The 20,453-nt window shown below is 63.4% G+C and carries 18 protein-coding genes; 11 read left to right on the top strand and 7 right to left on the bottom strand.

The features are described from left to right. Positions 1–335: 335 nt before the first annotated feature. Together Q0996_RS23870 and Q0996_RS23865 are read left to right on the top strand one after the other, a co-directional pair. Positions 336–833, top strand: coding sequence for an IS1595 family transposase (locus Q0996_RS23870; RefSeq protein WP_322096799.1), 498 nt, complete (start codon positions 336–338; stop codon positions 831–833). A 358-nt stretch (positions 834–1,191) separates the two neighbouring features. Further along, positions 1,192–2,148 (top strand): hypothetical protein, encoded by a 957-nt coding sequence (locus Q0996_RS23865; protein WP_299626137.1) that lies wholly within the window; start codon positions 1,192–1,194, stop codon positions 2,146–2,148. A 196-nt stretch (positions 2,149–2,344) separates the two neighbouring features. Here the strand turns inward: Q0996_RS23865 and Q0996_RS23860 are convergent, their stop codons facing one another. The 3 genes from Q0996_RS23860 to Q0996_RS23850 all read right to left on the bottom strand — a co-directional run bounded on the left by Q0996_RS23860 (position 2,345) and on the right by Q0996_RS23850 (position 4,842). Further along, positions 2,345–2,782: a hypothetical protein gene (locus Q0996_RS23860; RefSeq protein WP_299626134.1), complete on the bottom strand. Its 438-nt coding sequence runs from the start codon at positions 2,780–2,782 to the stop codon at positions 2,345–2,347. Between the two features lie 97 nt (positions 2,783–2,879). Continuing rightward, complete coding sequence (locus tag Q0996_RS23855) at positions 2,880–4,025, bottom strand: hypothetical protein (protein WP_299626131.1); 1,146 nt, start codon at positions 4,023–4,025, stop codon at positions 2,880–2,882. Further along, positions 4,012–4,842, bottom strand: a complete 831-nt coding sequence (locus Q0996_RS23850) for a CsgG/HfaB family protein (RefSeq protein WP_299626128.1) — start codon at positions 4,840–4,842, stop codon at positions 4,012–4,014. The genes Q0996_RS23855 and Q0996_RS23850 overlap by 14 nt, the downstream gene beginning before the upstream one ends. 353 nt (positions 4,843–5,195) lie before the next feature. On the opposite strand from Q0996_RS23850, the gene Q0996_RS23845 reads away from it, so the two are divergent. Continuing rightward, positions 5,196–5,948, top strand: a complete 753-nt coding sequence (locus tag Q0996_RS23845; RefSeq protein ID WP_299626125.1) for a LuxR C-terminal-related transcriptional regulator — start codon at positions 5,196–5,198, stop codon at positions 5,946–5,948. A 159-nt stretch (positions 5,949–6,107) separates the two neighbouring features. After that, positions 6,108–6,680, top strand: a complete 573-nt coding sequence (locus tag Q0996_RS23840; protein ID WP_299626122.1) for a hypothetical protein — start codon at positions 6,108–6,110, stop codon at positions 6,678–6,680. 252 nt (positions 6,681–6,932) lie between these two features. Here the strand turns inward: Q0996_RS23840 and Q0996_RS23835 are convergent, their stop codons facing one another. From Q0996_RS23835 to Q0996_RS23825, 3 genes are all read right to left on the bottom strand, one after another. Further along, the gene (locus tag Q0996_RS23835) at positions 6,933–7,661 is read right to left on the bottom strand and encodes a response regulator transcription factor (RefSeq protein ID WP_299626119.1); all 729 of its coding nucleotides are present in this window, start codon (positions 7,659–7,661) and stop codon (positions 6,933–6,935) included. Positions 7,662–7,873: 212 nt separating this feature from the next. Continuing rightward, a complete protein-coding gene (locus Q0996_RS23830; protein ID WP_299626116.1) occupies positions 7,874–8,905 on the bottom strand; it encodes a nickel/cobalt transporter in 1,032 nt (343 codons plus the stop codon). Beyond that, the gene (locus tag Q0996_RS23825; RefSeq protein WP_299626113.1) at positions 8,902–9,555 is read right to left on the bottom strand and encodes a DUF1007 family protein; all 654 of its coding nucleotides are present in this window, start codon (positions 9,553–9,555) and stop codon (positions 8,902–8,904) included. The genes Q0996_RS23830 and Q0996_RS23825 overlap by 4 nt, the downstream gene beginning before the upstream one ends. A gap of 625 nt (positions 9,556–10,180) precedes the next feature. Here Q0996_RS23825 and Q0996_RS23820 point away from each other — a divergent pair. The 3 genes from Q0996_RS23820 to Q0996_RS23810 all read left to right on the top strand — a co-directional run bounded on the left by Q0996_RS23820 (position 10,181) and on the right by Q0996_RS23810 (position 15,126). After that, on the top strand, positions 10,181–10,492 hold the full coding sequence (locus Q0996_RS23820; protein ID WP_299626110.1) for a DUF1127 domain-containing protein: 312 nt from the start codon (positions 10,181–10,183) through the stop codon (positions 10,490–10,492). 323 nt (positions 10,493–10,815) lie between these two features. Continuing rightward, complete coding sequence (locus Q0996_RS23815; RefSeq protein WP_299626106.1) at positions 10,816–14,337, top strand: PAS domain S-box protein; 3,522 nt, start codon at positions 10,816–10,818, stop codon at positions 14,335–14,337. A gap of 66 nt (positions 14,338–14,403) precedes the next feature. Beyond that, on the top strand, positions 14,404–15,126 hold the full coding sequence (locus Q0996_RS23810) for a response regulator (protein ID WP_299626103.1): 723 nt from the start codon (positions 14,404–14,406) through the stop codon (positions 15,124–15,126). Between the two features lie 69 nt (positions 15,127–15,195). Here Q0996_RS23810 and Q0996_RS23805 read toward each other — a convergent pair whose 3' ends face one another. After that, positions 15,196–16,509 carry a lipopolysaccharide assembly protein LapB gene (locus Q0996_RS23805; protein ID WP_299626100.1) on the bottom strand — a complete coding sequence of 438 codons (1,314 nt, stop codon included), beginning with the start codon at positions 16,507–16,509 and terminating at the stop codon, positions 15,196–15,198. Positions 16,510–16,824: 315 nt separating this feature from the next. Between Q0996_RS23805 and Q0996_RS23800 the strand changes: the two genes are divergently transcribed. The 4 genes from Q0996_RS23800 (at position 16,825) to phnE (ending at position 20,350) form a co-directional block, all read left to right on the top strand. Next, a complete protein-coding gene (locus Q0996_RS23800; RefSeq protein ID WP_299626097.1) occupies positions 16,825–17,097 on the top strand; it encodes a hypothetical protein in 273 nt (90 codons plus the stop codon). 318 nt (positions 17,098–17,415) lie between these two features. Beyond that, a complete protein-coding gene (phnC, locus tag Q0996_RS23795) occupies positions 17,416–18,318 on the top strand; it encodes a phosphonate ABC transporter ATP-binding protein (protein WP_322096798.1) in 903 nt (300 codons plus the stop codon). 114 nt (positions 18,319–18,432) lie between these two features. Further along, on the top strand, positions 18,433–19,362 hold the full coding sequence (gene phnD, locus Q0996_RS23790; protein WP_299626094.1) for a phosphonate ABC transporter substrate-binding protein: 930 nt from the start codon (positions 18,433–18,435) through the stop codon (positions 19,360–19,362). An 88-nt stretch (positions 19,363–19,450) separates the two neighbouring features. Beyond that, complete coding sequence (gene phnE / locus Q0996_RS23785) at positions 19,451–20,350, top strand: phosphonate ABC transporter, permease protein PhnE (RefSeq protein ID WP_299626091.1); 900 nt, start codon at positions 19,451–19,453, stop codon at positions 20,348–20,350. Positions 20,351–20,453 lie beyond the last annotated feature (103 nt).

Genomic DNA, 20,453 nt, shown 5'->3' with positions numbered 1-20,453 from the left:
GCTGTCCGGTTTAGCGTCTTTCTGTTTGGCGGAGAGGGTTGATTCGCGAGGCGTCGGAGCCAAGAGAGGGTCGCAGGACGCGAGATCGGACTTGCGTAACGGACGGCTTGCGGCGGGTGGGGTGTCACCCCCACCCCATCCCTCCCCCATCGAAGGGGGAGGGGGAAGTTATTGAAGCGGCTTAGAAAATCTCCCCCCCCTTTGACGGGGGGAGGTTGGGAGGGGGGTGAGCCACACGCGCGATGATCGCCAGCTTGCGCACTGGCGCGCTAAACCGGACAGCCGTGCGTCAAGCGCGAGGGTGACGATGTCGGGAGGGACGACGACGGCAGTTCATTGAAGTTAAACATGTCCCCGAGCGCAACCCGAAGAACATCGGCAGCGCCGGCAAGGAGACTGCCTTCACCCTGGTCGAGCGCGGTGGCCGCGTGCGCTCCTACCACGTTAAGAGCGTCAGCGCTAAGAACCTGCGCCCCATCCTGTTTGCTCAGGTTGACCGCGCCTCAACGCTCATGAGCGACGACGCGGGCCAGTACCGCCTTCTTGGCCCTGAGTTCGCCCGCCACGAATCAGTCAACCACCGCATTGACGAGTACGTTCGCGGCGATGCCCACACCAACACCATTGAAGGCTACTTCTCGCTGCTCAAACGCGGCATCAACGGCACCTATCACCACGTCAGCGAACAGCACCTCAAGCGCCACCTGGCGGAGTTTGGCTTCCGCTACAACGAACGCTCAGCCCTCGGTACTGAGGATATGGAGCGCACCACCAAAGCCATTCAGAGCATCGAGGGTAAGCGCCTCACCTATCGGCGGATTGACGCTCGGTAAGGACGTCACCAAGCGGCTCACCTTCAAGGAAATCACCCTGCGCCCGCTCGCCCGCAATTGGAGCAAGCGTCGGTTGAAAGGCTAGCCGACTCGGACTCGTTTTTGGCAGTGTACGCAGTTGCGCTGCCTGGCATTTCCATCGCGGTTACCGTTGACGTGCATGGAGTGCGTCAGGGCGAGAGGCTCAACCTCTCCTGCCAACGGAAGGAGATTCCAATGGCAAAGCGCAATTGCGGCGGGTGTAAGACCCCGCCCAAGGGGCCAAAGAGGGTGAGGGTGCGTTCGCATCCCCGCCGTGCGCCCCGTAAGTGCAAGTAGGTCCTAGCACGACTTATTTGCACGGGTTGAGCGGTCAGGCTTGTCCTGGCCGCTCTTCCTGTCAACTGATTTGTTCTTCGTATTCGGCTTCGGCGGGGTGTTCAGGAAGTGTCGCACCACTTCCTTAAATCTCTCGTCACCAGACCTTTTCTTTTTGTTAGAGGCGCTCATCGTGTCGCAACCAACTCAAGATCCCCTCCAAGGGGTATGGATGAAGATCGAACGTGCCCAAACACACCTCAACAACTTGAGGGTAGAGGTCGAAGCCTTTCACGGGCGCAAACCCTATCGCATCATCGCAGATAACAGTAGCGAGCCTGGCAAGATTCTCTTCCGGGTCAAAATCATCGAATGCGTTCCCGCTGGATGGAGCGCGATTATTGGCGACATCATCCACAACTTACGCTCCTCGCTTGACTTGCTGGCCACGGCATTGGTTGTCGCAAACGGAGGAAATCCAAAAACCGCTTACTTCCCTTTCGCCAAAATCCCAGGGGACATCGGGGCTAGGGTCAACGAAAGAATGCGTGGCGCCAGCCCCAAAGCAATGAAGTTCGCGAGGCGACTCAAACCACACCCAGGAGGGAACGAAGCCCTCTGGATGCTCCACTCCCTCGACCTTCTGGACAAACACCGATCGATCATACCTGTAGGGGCTGCACACCGATCCGTGAATCCCGACCTTGCTTCCAACGTCCCAACGAAGGGGGAGGCCGAGGAGATCACCAAGCTCTGGGAAGCCATGCGTAGCTTTCTCAAGGAACGCCCAATCTTCCTCCGCCCCGCCGATAGGCAGTTCCCGATGCAAGACGGCGCGGTACTGTTTTCCTGTCCCACCCCCGAGCCAGGCCAACCCAAACCCGAGCCACAGTTCATTTTTGAGGTAGCGTTTGGCGAGGGACAGGTCGTTGATGGTGAGCCTGTCGTTGAAACACTCAAAAACTTCGTCAAGCTCGCGGAGCGGATCACCAAAATTGCCCAGCGGCATTTCTTCTAAAACGCGGGCCTGTCCATGCTCAGATGGTGCCACATTCTGTTCAGTTAAGTATATAATTGCCCCCTCAATGGAGCGGAGGTGTCAACCTCTCCGCCGCAAGCCTTCCCGGAAAAAGCAAAACGGCGGCCGGGGGCCGCCGCTGCTCTGTGCCTTTGGTTGGTATCGCGCGAGAAATCGCGGGATCCATCCCGTCGTCTCAGTTGGTCGAGTCGCCTTCGAGGATTTCGCTGACCTCATCGGCGCCGTTGTTCTGGGTCTGCGTTACCGTGCTCTCCGCGGTCTGGTCGCCGACGGCGTCCTGGCCGAGGCTGAGCGCGCTGTCGGAGTTGTTCAGGATGATGCAGGAAGAGTTGCCGCGGGCACCGGCGGAGCCTTCGCCGCCGCAGACCAGATAGGTCGTGGTGCCGGCAATTGCCGCCTGGCCGCTGCCGCTGCTGGAGGAGAGCATGCCCTCGTCCACCTGCTTCATGAAGATGGCCATGCTGCCGCCGCTGCGGGCGGCAAAGCCCCAGGGCCGCTCGTACATCTGCGCCGAGGCATCGCCGGCCAGGCGCCCGATCATGGCTATGGTCACGAGCGAATAGACAAAGAGGTTCGAAGCCCCCGCCGCAATGCGCATCACTGTCTGTTTCATGTCAACCTCCTCGAGGCCGGACCGGGTCCCGCCGGGGCGGGGAAGAGGGAGCAGAGGTGTTCTGCTCCCTCCCCGGGGTTGGTGGGCTGAGTGATGATCAGTCCGTGATGATCGCGCCGCCGGGATTCGGCGTGCTGACGCTGATGGACAGGTTGTTGCCCACGGCAGTGGCGACCGACGACACCAGCGGACGGTCGAGCTGACCGAGGTTGGTGTAGTTGTTCACCTGGACGCCGTAAGGCTGGGCGCCGAAGCACTCGTCCTCACAGAAGTTGGTGCCGACCTGCGACAGGGCCGAGACGTTGGCGACGGCGAACTGGGTGACGTCACCCATCACCACGGCGTCGTCCCGCACCTTGGCCTCCACCTTGAGCGACTTGTTGTTGGCAACCGCGGTGGCGGCAGAGTCGACCGAGGCGTTGAGGATGTCGTCCACCTGCGACACGGCAGAGATCTCCGCCGGGTCGAGGAGGTTGAACAGCGCGGCCAGGGTCAGCAGCGCGGCGGCCTCAGGGTAGACGTTGTTGTTGGCGCCGAAGGTCTCGCCGTCTTCCAGCGAGGCAAGGGCAATCCCGCCGCCCGGACCGATCGGAACCGGCGTCGGGAAGGGATCGTCGTCATCGCCGAAGTTGCTGCCGCCGAAGACGAACTGACCCTCGTGGATCTCCACCATCACGTCGCTGTCGATGCTGACGTTGTTGCCCACCGCAGTTGCCGCGCTGACCACCTCGGGCAGCTCGGTAACGGCGTCGAAGGACCCGCCGGGCTGGATCTCGATGTTCTCCACCGGGATGTCCTCGAAGGCCATCACTACGTCGAGCTGGTCGTCACCCTCGTCGAGGGTGCCGGACACGTCGTTGGTGGAGCCCATGAGGTCGCCGCCGAGATCCGCGGTACCGGTGACGGTGCTGGGATCGGTCTCATCGTCGGTCATGCCGTCGAGCGTGACCGTGAAGTCGATGGTCCCGCTGGCCATGCCGCCGTCTTCCATCGGCTGGTTGTTGTAGACGCCGTTCACGTAGGACTCGGCCGTCACGTCGCCGATGAAGATCTGCAGGTCCTCAAGCAGGATCAGACCTTCCGGATCGATATCGACGTTGATATCCACCGTCTTGTTGACATGCTCGAGGATTTCCAGATCCCAGTGCCAGTCGACCTCATCGAAGGCCGCAGCAGGCGACACCGCGAGGCCGAGCGCAGCGACTGCGGCCCCGCAAAGCAACAAGGACTTACTCGCTTTCATCGTTTGTCTCCTTCAGATATCCAGCGAAATGGTCGGTCTCCACGAGATCGCAGCCTTGGATAGCGGGAAGACCTAGGAAGTCCGTCATGAGGAGGTAGACACCCATCTCCACGACGGATCTGACGCCGAGCTGCAACGGCTCGTTGCGGATCATGCCGGCGTCAAATTCGATGAGGGTGTTGCCGAAGAAGCGGAACACATTGGCCTCGACCTCGAAGCCGTAGATCTGCTTCTGCAGGGAGGTCGCATAGGCGACCGAGAAGTTGCGCGCGTTGACCACACGAAGGTCCAGCGCGACGTTGATCACCACCGTGCGTCCGCCGCCGCCGATGCCGTTGACGAAGAGGCGGGCACCGCCGGAGGTGATGTTGTAGTTCAGCTCCGTCAGCGCGCCGACGACGATGAAGTCGCTGGCCGGAAGCTGATACTCCGTCAGCCCACGGCCGAGGCGGCCCTGCTCCGAGAGCTTCATTTCCGCCAGGGGAATGCGCAGGTCGAGGCGTTCGATCAGCCTTGCCTTGCGCGTCTTCCAGAGCGCGGAGATGACCATCTCGGAAACGCCCTGGGTCAGGGCATGGCCGTTGTCGTCGTAGTTCACCTGGCCCGTCTTGTCGGCGACCTCGCCCACGGAAAAGACCGGCAGGTTGTTGCCCGGCGCCTGCGACAGGCTGCTCAGGCACTGGCTGTACGGTGTCTGGTTGCTTGTGACCGGAAAGCTGAAGACCGGCGGCACACCGGAATCCGGAAACGGCGGGCCGGCGCAAGCCGTCAGTGCCATCCCGGCCGCGACCATAAAGGCGCAAGCCCTTGCACGCATGATCCATCCCCTATGCATCGATCTGTCTCTGGGATCTGTCTCTGGCGACCCGGCGTGCTTGCTTCGCGATGCCGGATCAATGCTCGGGGATGGTACGGGATCTATTTGAATGATAAAGTGAGCGAACGTGTATTTAAAAATGAAAACGCACTAATACTTATCAGACTGGGTAACTATCTCGGCTTTTTCTACTCGAGTATTAATACCCTATACCAAAGTATTACTATGCCTGCGCAAAAGATTGTGAGGATTTCCCGTGCTAGGATTCCCGATATGAAGGCGTGAATATCCGCAGAATCCCTGGGAACGGCGCCGATCGCACCGATGCTTGTCTGACTGGAGGTTGTCCCAAGATGTTCGATCACACCGCTGAAGATCCGAACCACAGCGCAGAGCCCGGCGACCGGCGCTGCGCGTTGTTGGCATCGGGGATCGATACGGCGCCCCTTTTGGAGGCCCTGCGCCGCGTCCCCAACACGCGAATCGGAGACATCTGCATCTTTCCGGCCAACGGGCGCGGCGAGCCCGACGCCGACTATCTGATCCTGGCGGCCGAGGACGGCAGCCGGCTCGGCCGTCTCGACCAGCAGATCGACCGCTGGTCGGGAGAGAACACCCGCATCCTCCTGGCCGTTCCCGAATCGAAATGCGCCTATCTCGGCGACCTGGCCACCCGTGCCGACGGATTGATCCTCCTGGAGGCCGGGCTCGATTTCCTCGAGGAAAGCCTCAGCCTCGCGGCCGAGGGCTACTCGGTGATGGCGGCGCCGCGTGAGGGCGGTTCCGGCGCCTACTGCCATCTCGACATGCTCTGCCGCCTGAGCGAGAGCGAACAGGCAATCCTGCCGCTGCTCGCGGTCGGCGAGAGCAACCGCGGGATCGCCGAGCGGCTCGGCGAAAGCGAGACAAGGGTCAAATCGCTGGTGCGCACGATCCTGGTCAAACTGGAATGCCGCAACCGCACCGAGGCCGCCGTGCTGGCGGCAACGGCCCTGCTGCCGCTGCGCGAAAGCCTGCGCGGGCAAGACGCCGCCGATGACGACGACGAGCCGCCGGCGCCTACCCCCAACGGCACCCCGAGAAACGGCTCAGGCGGCTGGTCCTGAGGCTATATGGGGGTATTACCTCTTCCGGCACATTGATTCCCGGCGCCATTCCCCAAAAGTGATAGATTACGCATCCCGGAAGTCCGCAGGCTCGCTCCTGGACCGGTGAGCCGCGGACGCCCGACGGTGCGCTCCATCGCTCACCTTGGGAGTCATCACATGGCGCTCCGTTTTCAATCCTGGACTCAATCCGGCCCGAAGGGCCGTCGCTTTGCGCAGCTTGGCCTGGCGGGCCTGCTCCTGGCCTTTGCAATGGCCACCGCCGTGCCGGAGGCCAAGGCCCAGTGGAACAACCGGCCCTTCTCCTTCAGCGGCAGCGGCGGCGCGGGCATGAGCCTCGCGGGCCGGCAGGCGATCCTGCAAAAGGAAATCTTCGGCCTGACGCCGGACAATCTGCTGCGCGGGCCCAGCGGTGCCCTGGTCGACGTCTTCGAGGGCCCGGGATCCAACGCCTTCGTCACCGCACAGGCCAACCCCTTCCTTCCCGGCTTTGCCGGGCGCGGCAGCAGCTTCCGGCGCAGCCCGGTCGACGGTGCGGGGATCTTCAATCCCTTCTTCGCGCCGCGCAGTGGCGGATCCTCGACCCCGAGCTTTCTCACCAGCCAGCGCACCGCGGCCACCATCGCATCCTGGACCAACATGGTGACCGCCGGTTCCGGCCGGGGGGCGATCATCGTCTATCCCGGCAGCGGCGGGTCCATCGATGCCTGGACGGCACAGGTCGGCGGTTAGATCCGACTTGCGTCGAAGCGGTTCCAGCCCGCTCCCCCTCCCGACCACCCAGCGCCAGTATCCTATGGGTGGCCGGGAGGGGGAGCGGGCCGGTGCCGTCAAAACACGAAACGCTCTGATTGTTGGGAAAAGAGAAAGCGCGAGGCGGTCGGCCACCGAGGCAGCCGACCGCCGAAGCGTGAGGAAAGGGAGCCGGTCGTGGCGCCGGCCATAGGCCCGAAGGCCGGCTGACGCCCTGCAAAGAGCTGACGCTTATCCGGTCAGCTGAGAGAGAACCGGCGCCCCGTTGGAAGCGGGAAACATGGGATCGGCCCCACCTCCCAGAGGCAAGCCCGGGGCCAAACCGTGGTTCAGCGCCCAGATCGCGGCTTGCGTCCTGTTACCCGCCTTGATCTTGCGCAACAGGCTTTTCATGTGGACCTTCACCGTCGCCTCGGTGATGTCGAGGCGGTTGGCGATCACCTTGTTGGCATCGCCATAGACCAGGCAGCGCAGGATTTCCTGCTCGCGGTCCGACAGGCCGTACTCTTCGATGCGCTTGTTGCCGAGGGCGGCAACGCCCACCGCGCCGTTGATTAAGGCCGCTGCCAGATCGGTCGGCATGACCTTCTGGCCCATCATGGCCAGCTTCAGCGAGTGGATCAGCGCCTCCAGCGAGATGTCCTTCAGCAGAAAGGCATCGGCGCCGGCATTCAAGCAGGCGGCCAGGGTGCGCGGGTCCCGTTCGTCGGTCAGCACGACAACCGGTGTATCCGGCATCTCGTCCTGCAACCGGCGCAGATCCTCCACCAGCAGCGAGATGTCGCCGCGCAGTTCGATGAGGATCAGATCGAGCTCCCCGGCAGCGGCAACCTCGTCTTCGATTGCCGTCACGCAGTCCACTTCGCCGCAGACTTCGAAAGAGCTCCCCTTCAAGAGGCTCTTCAGCCCCTCCAGGAACAGGCGGTTACGTCCCACCAATAGCGTGTTTACTTCTGACATAACGGTGCTCTCCCTTCCCCTTTTGTCCACCAACCCCTTCGGTTTGACAAAAGTCTCCCCGGTCCAGCAGGTCGCCTTCATGGCTGTTTGGACCAATGTCCGTCGAGAAGGACACTACGCCGGGTCGTGGGAAGGGTCTGTGAGGATTACCACAGAAGGACGAGTTTCAGATTTTGATAGAAAAAACAACAGGATAATGAACCGTCGTCGGTTCAGAAGGGTTTTGAGCCGCCCAGTGAGCCGAAGAACAGGAGGCCGCCGAGCAGGATCAGCAGGAGCGCGCCGGCAAAGCCGAGGACCTGATAGGCGCGGTCGACCCAGCGGCTACGTCCGCCCAGAGCCGCAATCGCCAGGCGCTTCGAGTAGAGCGTCATCACGGCCAGCGCCGACACCGTGACCGCAGTGCCGAGGGACATCGCCGCCGTGGCCGCGACGCCGACCAGGAAGAGCCCGTGAAAGGTAGCGTAGACCAGAACCAGGATGGCGCCCAGGCAGGGCCGCAGGCCGACCGCGGCGACAATGCCCCAAGCCTTCGCGCCGAGCCCGCCGCGGGACAGCAGGGCGGGGTCGAGCGTGTGGTTGTGGCCGCAGGACGCCGGGTTCTCCGAATCGGCGTGGCCATGGCCGATCTCCGGACCGGCTGCGGCCGAGTTGCCGGCCAGCAGGGCCCCTGTCCGGGTCAGCAACGACCAGAGCAGCCAGCAGCCGACCAGCGCGATCATGGCATAGCTGGCGCTTTCCAGGATCTCGGCGGCCGCATCGACGGTTCGATTGGTCACGTCGAGGACGAGCTTCAGGCCGCCGACGAGAACGACCGCAACCAGGCCCTGCACCAGTGCGGCCAGGAAGGCCAGCAGGATGCCGCGCTTCACGGCGCTCTCGTTGGCCAGCAGATAGGTGGAGATCACGATCTTCCCGTGGCCGGGGCCGACCGCATGAAAGACACCGTAAAGAAAACTCAGGAAGACCAGCAGCGCCGCGCCCTCCACCGCGTCGACCTCGAGCATGCGAAAGGCGCCGGGCAGCCGCCGGCGCAGGTCCTCCTGAACCTGGGCGGCATAGAGCTGCAGAGAGCGCCAGGGACCGCTCGGCGCCGCCTCCTCGGCTGCCGCGTCCGGCGGCGGAACCAAAGAGGTCTGGGCCAGCGCCTCCGGCCCGGCGATCAGGCAGACCCCCAACAGCAGCGACGCAACGACAAGCCCAAGCCGCAGAGCCCGGCCGGGCCGCGGGAATGCGGCTGTCATCGCATGCCCGTGGAGGTGGCGCAGTCAAGCGCCGCGCGGGAGGCAAACTCCGCGGCGATGCTGTCGGCTGCCGTCGCGTCGACGAAGAGGGATTCGGCAAGATTGAGGGACTCGGTCTCGTCACCCCTGTCCAGCAGGACCCTGCAGCCCTCCGGGACAGCGCCCGACAGGACCACCGGCGCCTCAGGCTGCGGCTCTATCGAGATGTAGAAACTGGGATCGAAGCTGGTGAAGGAAAGCTGGGCGAGGCGGGGATCGACGGGCTCTTTCAGGGGCAGCACGAAACGCAGGCTGAGAATGCCGTCTTCGAAGCGCGAGCCGTAGTCGACGACCTCGCCATAAGCCGTATCCCGGCCATTCGCCCGAACATAGGTGAAGTAGCGGTAGTCCTTCAGAGAGGTCACGTTCAGCTTCGCCAGGGGCTGCAGCTCGGCCGGCTCCAGGACGCCGTCGTCGTTCTTGTCCAGCCCCTCGATCGCATAGATGCTGTAGAACTCATCGAAGCGCCACACGATCTCCAAGGCCGCCACGCGCTGCTCTGCGTCGAAGAGGAGCGTTGTCTTGGAATCGATCCAGACATGGGGATGGGCGGCCGCCGGGGAACCCAAGGACAGCAGCAGCAGGCCCGCGCCCAGAAGGCACCCGCTCAAACGGCCAGCCAGACCCGTCCTGCTCTCTTGCCGACCATGCCTCATAAGACGTCTTCCTTCCCGTCACCTCGCCGGCGCCAGTGTCGCAGCGAACGGCCGCAAATGGCAGTGCCAACTCTAGGGTCACCGGTTCTGACGAAAGGTTAACGGATTACAACTGCCGAGGCGACCGGCAAGCGGCCGACGCGTTCTGTAGAGCAGACAATCGGCGCCAGAGGCTCTTGCGATCGCTTTTCAGAGATTCTGAGGCACGGGCGACAGGAATTGTTTCAAGTGTTTCAGGGTGACGGTTCAGCAAATGCTTGAATACGACGGCATGCCTTTCGCCTCGAAGACTTCCTATAAGTCGTTGAATATCATGAATAAGCGGCCTTGTCCGCCGATGCTGCGCCGGTCCTGCCGGCCGTCTCTCGCTCCTCCGCCTTCAACCCCCGGCACCGCGCGGCGAAAGCGCCGCGCTCCGGTAGCGAACAATTGATACCAAAAGCCGCTTGTCGCGAAATCCTGGCGAAACAGGGCGCTCCTATATCTGGCATCCACGCCGGTCGGCGGTCTCCGGGAGGCGGAGGTCCAGTCGGCCGGATGGGCGAACCAAGCATTCACTTTTCAGTCAAGGAGCAGAGCGATGAGTAATTCTGATGTCTTTGGCTCGCCAATGGTCTTGCCGGGCGTGCGGCCTGCAAGTCCTTTCGGCGCAGCCGTCAAACCCTCCCTGGTGCAGAAGGTGGTGAACACTGCCGCGGGGATCGCACAACAGGTCTTCGGTCCCACCGCGCGTCGCATGCGGGTCCGCAGGACCGTGGTGCAGCTCTCCGCCCTCGAGGACCACATGCTGCGGGATATCGGCTTGGACCGCTCGTCGATCATCAGCACCGCATATGAAGTCGAGGAGCAATTGCATGGCCACCGCGGGCGAGCCCACAGCCTTTGGCGCTAGATCGGGATGAGCCGGGCCGGTGCGTTGGGTGGCGCATTGGTCCGGTTTCCTGACGACCGGGCCGAACGCGGCAAGGCTCCAGTCAACGGGGTAGACATTCATCGGGGTAGGCAAGGACGGTGGCAGGTCCCTCACAACAACCATGGCAGGCAACAGCGGACAATGGCGCGGCCTTTGCGCCGGGTCCGCACGGATCCTTCGCTTCTTTCCTATGGTGTAGCCCTCGGCTACTCTGCCTCACGGCCGGTCTGACGCAGTGTCATGGACCGGCTTCTCCTGTCACCCTGGACAGGCAACAAAAAGGCGCAACAGGAGGCAAGGCGATGGCGCGGGCGAGGCCCGAAAGCCCCCGCTCTGTGGAGCTGCCTGACCGGGCCGAGCAGCACTTGCTCGACCTCGTGGCGGCGCGTCTGCCGATCGTGCTCTACCACGGCCGGATCTTGAGCTCCCGACTCGTTCTCGACTTCGTCAGCACCGCTGCCGAACAGCGCATCGGCCGGCGCCCCGACGACCTTTGCGGCCGTGACGACCCCGTCGCCGCCCTGCTGCACCCCGATGACCGCGACGGCTACCAGCAAGCCCTGGCCCTGGCCGCAAGGACCGGTTCGGCCACCGCCGAATACCGCATCGCCTTCGGCGCGAAACGCTACGCTTGGTTCCGCGACGAGATGTCGGTGTCGCCGGCCGGACCCGCCGCGCCCGACGGCACGCTGCTGGTCAGCGGCTGTATCCTCGATATCACGGAGGAACGCAAAGCGGCGCTGGCCCGGGACGAAATCGTCGCCCAATGCAAGACGATCATCGACCAGGCCCTCCATCCGATCTTTCTGTGCGACCGCGCAGGGCGGATTCTGGAGTCCAACCACGCCGCCCGCACCCTGTTCCTCGGCGAGACGGCAGAGACCGACACCACGCTGCTAAAATCCGCGATCCTTACGCAGGAAAGCCAGGACGCCTTTCAGACGACCGTGGACGACCTCCTGCAAGGGGAAAACGCGCAGGCGGTTGCTGCGCCGCTGAACCTCATGGCGCGGAGCTGTGACGGCCGGGAACTCCCGGTCGAAGCCTTGGTCTCGATCATCGACTTCGGCGACGAGCCGGCGCTGGTCGCGGAACTGCGCGATGTCAGCGAGCGCGTCTCCGCGGAAGCGGAGGTCGAGCGTCTGTGGCGGCTGATGCAGGACGCCGTCAACAGCATGCCCAACGGCTTTGCCATCTACGATGCCGAAGAAAGACTCGTTCTCTGCAACACCGCCTACTCAGACCTCTATGACGAAACGCCGGAAACCATGGTCGGCACCACGGCCTACGAGACCTATTGCCGTGCCATGCCCCTGTTCAAATCTTTCGGCGGCCACCCCGAGGGGCAGTTGCCCACAGTTACCGAAGTCTGGCGCCGCCAGATCCACGAGTCCGAAAGCGAACCCATCGAGTTCGAGCTGAAGAGCGGCGGCTGGAAACAAACCACGACCCACCCCCTCCTCGGCGGCGGACGGGTTTATGTGCGCACCGACATCACCAAGCTGAAAGAAGCGGAGATCTCGCTGCGCAAAAGCGAGCAGCAGTTCCGCGAGCTGGTTGAAAACAATCCCTTCCCGCTCTGGCTCACCGACGTCGAGACCGGCATCGTGCTCTACCACAGCCCGGAGGCGGCGGCGCTGCTGGGCTACGACTGGCCCGTCACCGAGCTCTACAAGTCGGAACGCTCCTACGCCGATCCCGAGGACCGAGTGCGCTGCACCGCGGAGCTCATGGAACGAGGCCGTCTCGACGGTCGCGAAACGCTGCTGCGGCGGGCCGACGGTTCGGTCTTCTGGGGCGCCGTCTTCTCGCGTCTCGGCAAGATCGACGGCAAGACCATCGCCATCGGCGGTGTCGTCGATCTGACCGAGCAGCGCGAGAAGGAGGCCCAGATCCGCCAGGCCCAGGAAACCCTTCAGGACGCGGTGGAGTCGCTGCCGGTGGGCTTCGCGCTCTACGATGCCGACGACCTCCTGGTGACCTGCAACCAGCGCTACCGCGACTTCAACAAGCTGAGCACCGATATCCTGAAGCCGGGCGTGCGTTGGATCGACTTCATCCGCGCCGGCGCCGAGCGCGGCCAGTACGTCGGCGCGGAGGGTCGGGTCGACGAATGGCTGGAGGAACGCAAGCGCCTGCGCATGCAGTTCGGCACCGACATGGAGTTCCAGCAGTCCGATGGGCGCTGGTTCCAGTTCGCCAACCAGCCCACACGCCAGGGCGGGATCGTGGTCACCCGCACCGACATCACCGCCCGCAAGGAGATGGAACGCGCCCTCAGGGAAAGCGAGAACCTGGTCCGCAGCATCCTCGAGGCCTCGCCGGTGCCGGTTGCCATGACCCGGGCCAGCGACGGCCTGATCATCTATGAGAGCCCCGCCTCCCGGGTGCTTTTCGGACAGCTTCAGCAGTCCGGCGAGCCCTCCTACGTGCGCGATGTCTATGTCGATCCGCGCGACCGCCAGCGCTATCTGAAGCTGCTGCGCGAGCGGGGCACTCTGGAGGGCTTCGAGGTTCAGTTTCGCAAGGCCGACGGCAACCACATCTGGGTCTCCATCACCTCCAGCCTGATCGAGTATCAGGGTGAGGAGATGGTCGTCGCCAGCGCCTACGACCTCACCGAGCGGCGCGCCGTGGAAGCCGAGATGGCACGCCAGCGCGAAGCGCTCTACCAGAGCGAAAAACTGAGTGCGCTCGGTTCCCTTCTGGCCGGCGTCGCTCACGAGCTCAACAATCCGCTTTCCGTCGTGGTCGGCCATGCGCAGTTGATGAAGGAGACGGCCGGCGATCCGCGGATTGTCGAGCGGGCGACCAAGATCGGCAACGCCGCCGACCGCTGCTCGCGGATCGTAAAGTCGTTCCTTGCCATGGCCCGCCAGCGCCCGCCCGAACGCCGGGCCGTGGACCTCAAGGAAATCGTCCAGGCGACCCTGGATGTCACCGGCTATTCACTGCGCACCGCCAACATCGAGGTGGCGGTGGACTTCGATCCGGCGGTGCCGTCGATTCATGCCGACCCCGACCAGTTGAACCAGGTGGTCACCAACCTCATCGTCAACGCCCAGCAGGCCATGATGGAGGTTCAGGGCGAGCGCCGGCTGGCCATCGCCATCCGCTACGATGCGCACCGCGAGGAGATCCTCCTGGAAATCGCCGACTCCGGCCCCGGTATTCCCGAGGAGACCCGCAGCCGCATTTTCGATCCCTTCTTCACCACCAAGGACATCGGCGAGGGCACCGGCGTCGGCCTGGCGGTGACCCACCGGATCGTCGAGGCTCACGATGGCCGCATCAGCGTCGGGGGCGAGCCCGGCAAGGGCGCGGTCTTCACCGTCAGCCTCCCGGCCAGCGGCGAACCTGCAGGAAAGCCTGGCCCGAGCGCGAAGCCGACGCCGGCCGGGTCCGGCACCAGCGCGAAGGTGCTGATCATCGATGACGAGCCCGACGTGGCCCAGATGCTGGCCGATATCCTGGAAGCGGAAGGCCATGAAGTGGAAACCGCCGACTCCGGGGAGAAGGCACTGGCCCTGCTCGACCGCCAGAGCTTTGACATGATCCTCAGTGACGTCCGCATGCCGCGGCTCGACGGCCCCAGCCTCTATGCCGCCCTGGAGCGGCGCGATCCGCAATTGCTGAGTCGCACCGCCTTCGTTTCCGGCGACACGCTGAGCCCCTCGGCCCGGGTCTTCCTGCAGAGGGTGCACCGCCCCTACATGGAGAAGCCCTTCAGCCTGGAGGAGGTGCGCGAGCTCGTCGACCAGATTCTCGGACGGCAGGACGACCGTCCCCTTGATGACCAAACCGCCGCAACCGAAAACCGATGAAAAACGAGGAGCGGCGGGATTGCACAAATGAACCTTATGCTGACAGCGAGTTCAGGAGCCTTTGAGATGCAGGGGCAGAAGCACATTGTCGTCGTCGATGACGAGCCGGGCATTCGCGAGACCATCGGGGAATACCTGGAACTCCATGACTTCGAGGTCACCACCGTCGATGGTGGCGACGGTCTGCGCGAGGTGATCGACGACAAGGACGTCGATCTCGTTCTGCTGGACATCCGCATGCCCGGCGAAGACGGCCTAACCCTTGCCCGCTTCCTGCGCGAAAACACCCATGTCGGGATCATCATGCTGACCGCCGCGGGCGAAGTGGTGGATCGCATCGTCGGCCTGGAAATGGGCGCCGACGACTACCTGGCCAAGCCGGTCGACCTGCGTGAGCTTCTGGCGCGCATCAAGGCGGTTCTGCGCCGCGCCTCCCAGGCGGAGGAGGAGACCGCCGGCGACGGCGGCACGGCGGTGCGCACGGTTCGCTTCGGCGAATACACCCTGAACCTGGAATCTCACAAACTCTTCGAGGCCTCCGGCACCGAGGTGCCGCTGACCTCCATGGAATTCGATCTCCTGAAGGCCTTTGCCGACCATCCCAACCGCGTGCTGACCCGCGATCAACTTCTGAACCTTGCCCACAACCGCGACTGGGAGCCCTTCGACCGATCCATCGATATTCGCATCGCGCGCATTCGCCGCAAGATCGAAAGCGACCCGGCAAAGCCGCAGGTGATCAAGACAGTGCGCGGCGCCGGCTATCTCTTCTCCACCGCGAAGGCTTAGCCCGTTAGTCGTTCATGGATAGTGAGAGCCCACGGTTTGCGCTACTCTCCGATAGAGGCAAGATGGGACTCAACGTGTTGCGGCAAGCCGTGCGGCAATCTCGGCCAAGGCCATCGCCCGCAGGGCGTGACTCTTGATCGCCTCTACACTTTTCAGCGCCGTTGCCACGTCGCCTGTTTCTGCTTGGATGCCCAAGATTGCACCTCGCTGATCCTCGGGTGCGTGGGCGAGCGCATCTCGGAATGTGTCGGCCGCGCCTTGCCGGTCGCCCGCCTGCGCCCTGGCGCGGGCGATTTCGGCCAACGCCGTCGCCTTCAGGGCTTGGCTCTGAATCGTTTCTGCGGTTTCCGATGCCTTTGCTAGGTCTCCCACTTTCAACTGGATCTCTGCCAGTACACAGACCACTCCGGCGCACATCGCCGCATCTTCGACCTCGTTTATCGCGATGAACGCTTCGCGCATCGTTGACACTACACCTTGCCGATCGCCCACTTCGGCTTGGGTTGCGGCCACGGTAGCGAGCCCAGTGGCACGCGACCATGCATTGTCGATGTCGCGTGCGGTTGCGAGCGCTCCATCCACGTCACCTGCTTTTGCCAGCGCCTCGACGATTCCCGTGATCAAGTAAGCCTGCCAAGACCAGGGCGAGTCAGCAATTCGGCACCAGGGCGCACTAGAGATTCGCCAGGATGGACCCGCGATTGGCCTGGATGCGTGAGCTATTCGACGCTCGGTGGCAAGAGCTTTACGCGCAGTCGATATTGCACCTTCCCAATCTCCCAAGCCAGCTTGAGCAGAAGCTATCTTAGCGAGCGCCGCAGCGCCCCAGAATGCGTCGGCAATACCATGCGCCGTTGCGAGAGCGCTGGCCACGTCACCGGCGTTTGCTTGCGATTCGGCGATAAAAACGAGCGCGGCGGCGCGCAACGATGCATCGTCAATATTGTGTGCTGTTGCGAGCGCTCCGACCACGTCACCGGCTGTTGCTTGAGCCTCGGCAACGTTGACGAACGCGGCGGCGCGTAGCGATGCGTTTTGAATTTTGCATGCGGTGGCGTACGCTCCCCCTTGATCATCCATCTCAGTCTGGGAACGGGCAATAAAATCCAACGCCCTCTCACGCCAAGCGTCTGACCGTATCCCACCCACACCCGCAAGCGCATTTTGAACCGTGCTCATCGCGCCTGACCTATCACCCATTTCCGCCTGGTAGCGTGATACATCGGCCAGGGCGACAGCACGTTCAAACGGGTTGTCGATCTGGCGTGCTAAGGTAACTGCTCGCTCCAACAGGGCGCCGGGTTCAAGTTCTTTACGCTCTTGCACGGCGAAAGCTCTCTTAAACCATCTCACTGGAATCCCGATTGGTTCGGCGGTGATCACTGGTCGCACGATACCTCTGAGAGCCCTCGCAAATAGCAATCAATAAATGATATCAGATCACTAGTATGCGCGCCATGCGCGTTTCAGCCATCTGAAATGCTCGATTATCGCATTCACCAAATTAAGGGACCAGCTTGCACTTGCGCCACAGACTTCTCCGAGCCGTGCTCCCGTGAAGCAACCCCTGCGTACACCGGAGTGCCTGTCTTTTCCGTAGCTGAGCCAGTGCGAGAACTCTGGTTTTTGTAGGGTCTTGATCCTTGCGGCCTTCGATCCAAGCCGTAATTTCCATGTCACGAGCATGGCCACTCACCAGTGGTCAGGCTCACAGAGGCGCTGTGCGCATTCTGGGTCCATCGAAGCCTCGATCCAACGGTCTACGACTTCTCGCCGGAGCGGATCTGGACCGGCCTCAGCAAGCTGATCTTCATGTCGCTGATGCTACACGTCGAAGTGCGGATCATGCCGACCTACGAGGTCGCGACCAACGCCTTGGTACGCTTCGTCTGGCTTGGGGAAACACTGGTGCTCGAAGGCTGCGCCACGCCCAAGGGACAGAAAGACCCGCGTGGGGCGCTACAGGAATGACCCAGAAGCATGATCGCAGCGTCACATTTGTGTCATCGCCCAATTGATAGAGTCCTGCGCGTTGAACAAAGAGAACCTCTTTGCGCGATAAGGCGGCCGGCGGAGAAAACCGCACCGCCTGCACAAGGAGCTGTGGCAGGGCGCCGAAAGCGCCGCTGAGATCTTTCAAAACAAGGGCCGTTTGTTGGACAACCTGGAACCGGGAGAATTTGTCTAGACAACCGGATGTTAGGGCGGAGCTGTCGTAAACCCGAAGGCTCAAGCGGGCGCCGGACCCCATTGCCTGGGCGGCGGGCGGCCAGCGGGACCAGGCCCACGATGAAGGGGAAGCAGATGCTGGAAATCCGTCAACTTTCGAAGAGCTTCGGCCGGACCACCGCGGTCGACGACGTCTCCTTGCAGATTCCCGAAGGTCAGATGATCGGCATCATCGGCCGCTCCGGGGCCGGCAAGTCGACGCTCCTGCGGTTGCTCAACAGGCTTCTCGAACCGACCGCCGGGGCCGTGCGTTTCGCCGGCGCGGAGGTCACCACCTTGAAGGGCCGCGAACTGCTCGCCTGGCGGGCCGACTGCGCCATGATCTTTCAGCAGTTCAATCTCGTGAACCGGCTGGACGTGCTGACCAACGTGCTGATCGGACGCATCAACCGCCACGGCACCTTCTCGTCCCTCGCCAAGCACTTCACCGCGGCCGAACGGGCGCTGGCCATCGCCGCGCTGGACCGGCTCGACTTGGCAGACCAAGCGCTGCAGCGCGCCGATACGCTCTCCGGCGGCCAGCAGCAGCGGGTCGCCATCGCCCGCGCCATGCTGCAGGAGCCCAAGCTGATCCTGGCCGACGAGCCCATCGCCTCCCTCGATCCGCGCAACGCCACCCGCGTGATGGAGGCGCTCAGGACCATCAACCGCGAAGACGGCATCACCGTCATCTGCAATCTCCACACCCTGGACAAGGCGCGCAGCTACTGTGACCGCATCGTCGGCATGTCCCAGGGCGCCGTGGTCTTCGACGGCGCGCCGCAGGCCCTGACCCAGGCCGCCGTCCACGCCATCTATGGCGCCGCCGGCGAAGAGGACGCGATCTCCGAGAGCGTCACCTCGACAGCCCTTCCCGGCTTCGCGGCGGAGGACAGACCGGTCAGCGGACAGCTTAACGGCACAGAGATCGGGCCGCGGGCTGGACAGGAGCCCCGACCCGACCGGGTCGTGCTCTCGGCCTGACGCCGCCGCCACCGCCCGCGGCAGCACCCCATGCATCCCGTCCCATCCAATCGCTGCCGGCCGGAACGCCGCAGTGTCTGGCATCCCATTCACCAGTCGAAGGAGAACTGATCCATGCTTCGTAGGACCTTTCTGGGCACCGCCGCCCTTGCCGTGACCCTGGCCGCCGGCCTGTCCGGCCAAACCGCCCTGGCCGGCGATTGGAAGTCGGACTTCAAGGAGCTGCGCTTCGGCATCCTCTCCGGCGAAAACGAGAAAGACCGCATCCAGCGCTACACAAAGTTCAAGAAGTATCTGGAAGAAGAGACCGGTCTGCCGGTCAAGATCTACACCGCCTCCTCCTATGACGGTGTGATCCAGGCCATCGCCGCCGACCAGATCGAGTTCGCCTTCTTCGGCTCCTCCTCCTATGCCGCCGCCTACACGGAGACCAACGGCGGGGTCGACCCTCTGGTTTCCCGCAAACAGGCCGACGGCAGCACCGGTTACTACTCCATCGTCACCGTGCGCTGCGACAGCGGCTATGAGAAGATCGAAGACCTGAAGGGCAAGACCCTGGCCTTCGCCGATCCGGACTCCACCTCCGGCTATGCCGTGCCCTACTACAACCTGCTGAAGCAGGGCTACGATCCGGAGACCTACTTCGGCGCCACGCCCTTCTCCGGCGCCCACGAAACCGGGGTGCTGGGCGTCAGCAATGGCCAGTTCGACGCCGCCGCCACCTACATGACCAACGAGGAATCCGGGATTCCCCAGCGCATGGTCAAGAAGGGCATGCTCGAAGCCGGCGTCATCTGCCCGATCTGGAAGTCGCCGGAAATCACCTCCGGCCCCTTCACCGCGCGCAAGAACCTGCCGGAGACCATGAAGGAAGACATCGCCACCCTGCTGATGGAGATTCCCGAGAAGGACCCGGAAGCCTTCGCCGCGATGACCGCCAACCCGAAGCAGATCGGCTGGATCCGCGTCAACCACGACCGCTACCAGTGGATCGTCGAGATGCGTGAGGAGATCCGCAAGATCCGCCGCAACCGCGGTAGCTGAATGATTTGCGGCCTGGCCGCCGGCGCTCTTCGGGGTGCCGGCGGTCCCTCTTTGCTTCCAGCCCCAGCAACACGCGGACGGTAAGACCTTGGCCGATCTCGTCCTCTCTCCGGGCGCCGGCGCCGCCACCAGCGATGCGGTGGCCCGCTTCCACGACGCCTATGCGGCGGCACGGCGGCGCAAGCGGCGCCTCGATGCCCTCTTCCTGCTGATCTTCACCGCCTGCCTGGCGGTGGCCATGGTCATCGGCGAGGTCGATCCGGTGAAGATCTGGAACGGCCTGCCGCGGCTGCATGAGTTCATCGTAAAGATCCTGCCGGTGTTGCGGTGGGAGACCCTGGGCGCCGACTTCGCCGAATGGTTCCTGCCCTACAAGCTGTGGCTGAAGCTTCTGGTCGAGACCATGCTGATCGCCTTTCTGGCGACGGTCTTCGGCGTCATCGGCGCCTTCCTGCTGAGCTTTCCGGCCTCGCGCAACCTGATGAACAACCGGCCCGTCCTCTTCGTCTGCCGGCGCCTCCTGGAGATCGCGCGCACGGTGCCGGAGCTGGTCTACGCACTGATCTTCGTCTTCTGTTTCGGCATCGGGCCCATGGCCGGGGTGCTGGCCATCGCCGTCCACACCATGGGCGCGCTGGGTAAGCTCTATTCCGAGGTCAACGAGAACATCGACATGAAGCCCCTGGAGGGCCTGCGCGCGGCCGGCGGCTCCTGGGTGCAGATGGTCCGCTTTGCGGTGGTGCCGCAGGTGCTGCCCAACCACGTGAGCTACACCCTGCTGCGCTTCGAGATCAACGTGCGCTCCTCCTCCATCATCGGCTTCGTCGGCGCCGGCGGCCTGGGACAGGAGATCCGCACCGCCATCTCCTTCCAGTACTACACCGACATCTCCGCGCTCTTTCTCATCATCCTGGTGACCGTGGCGTCGATCGACCTGATCTGCGAGCGCATCCGCCACCGCTTCATCGGCCGCGAGAGCCTGATCTAGGGCCTGTTGACATCCATTTCGCCGTTGTGGTCCGAGCGGATTTGGCCCGCGGTTAGGAGCGACGAGGAAGGACATGCCAAAGCATATTCGACGAGGAGCGACG

Origin of the sequence: Pelagibius sp., assembly GCF_028289705.1 — a bacterium.
In the GTDB taxonomy this organism is placed as follows: Bacteria; Pseudomonadota; Alphaproteobacteria; order Kiloniellales; family Kiloniellaceae; genus Pelagibius.
Note: the sequence above shows the minus strand (reverse complement) of the source record. Positions and strands in the feature narration are given on the sequence as shown.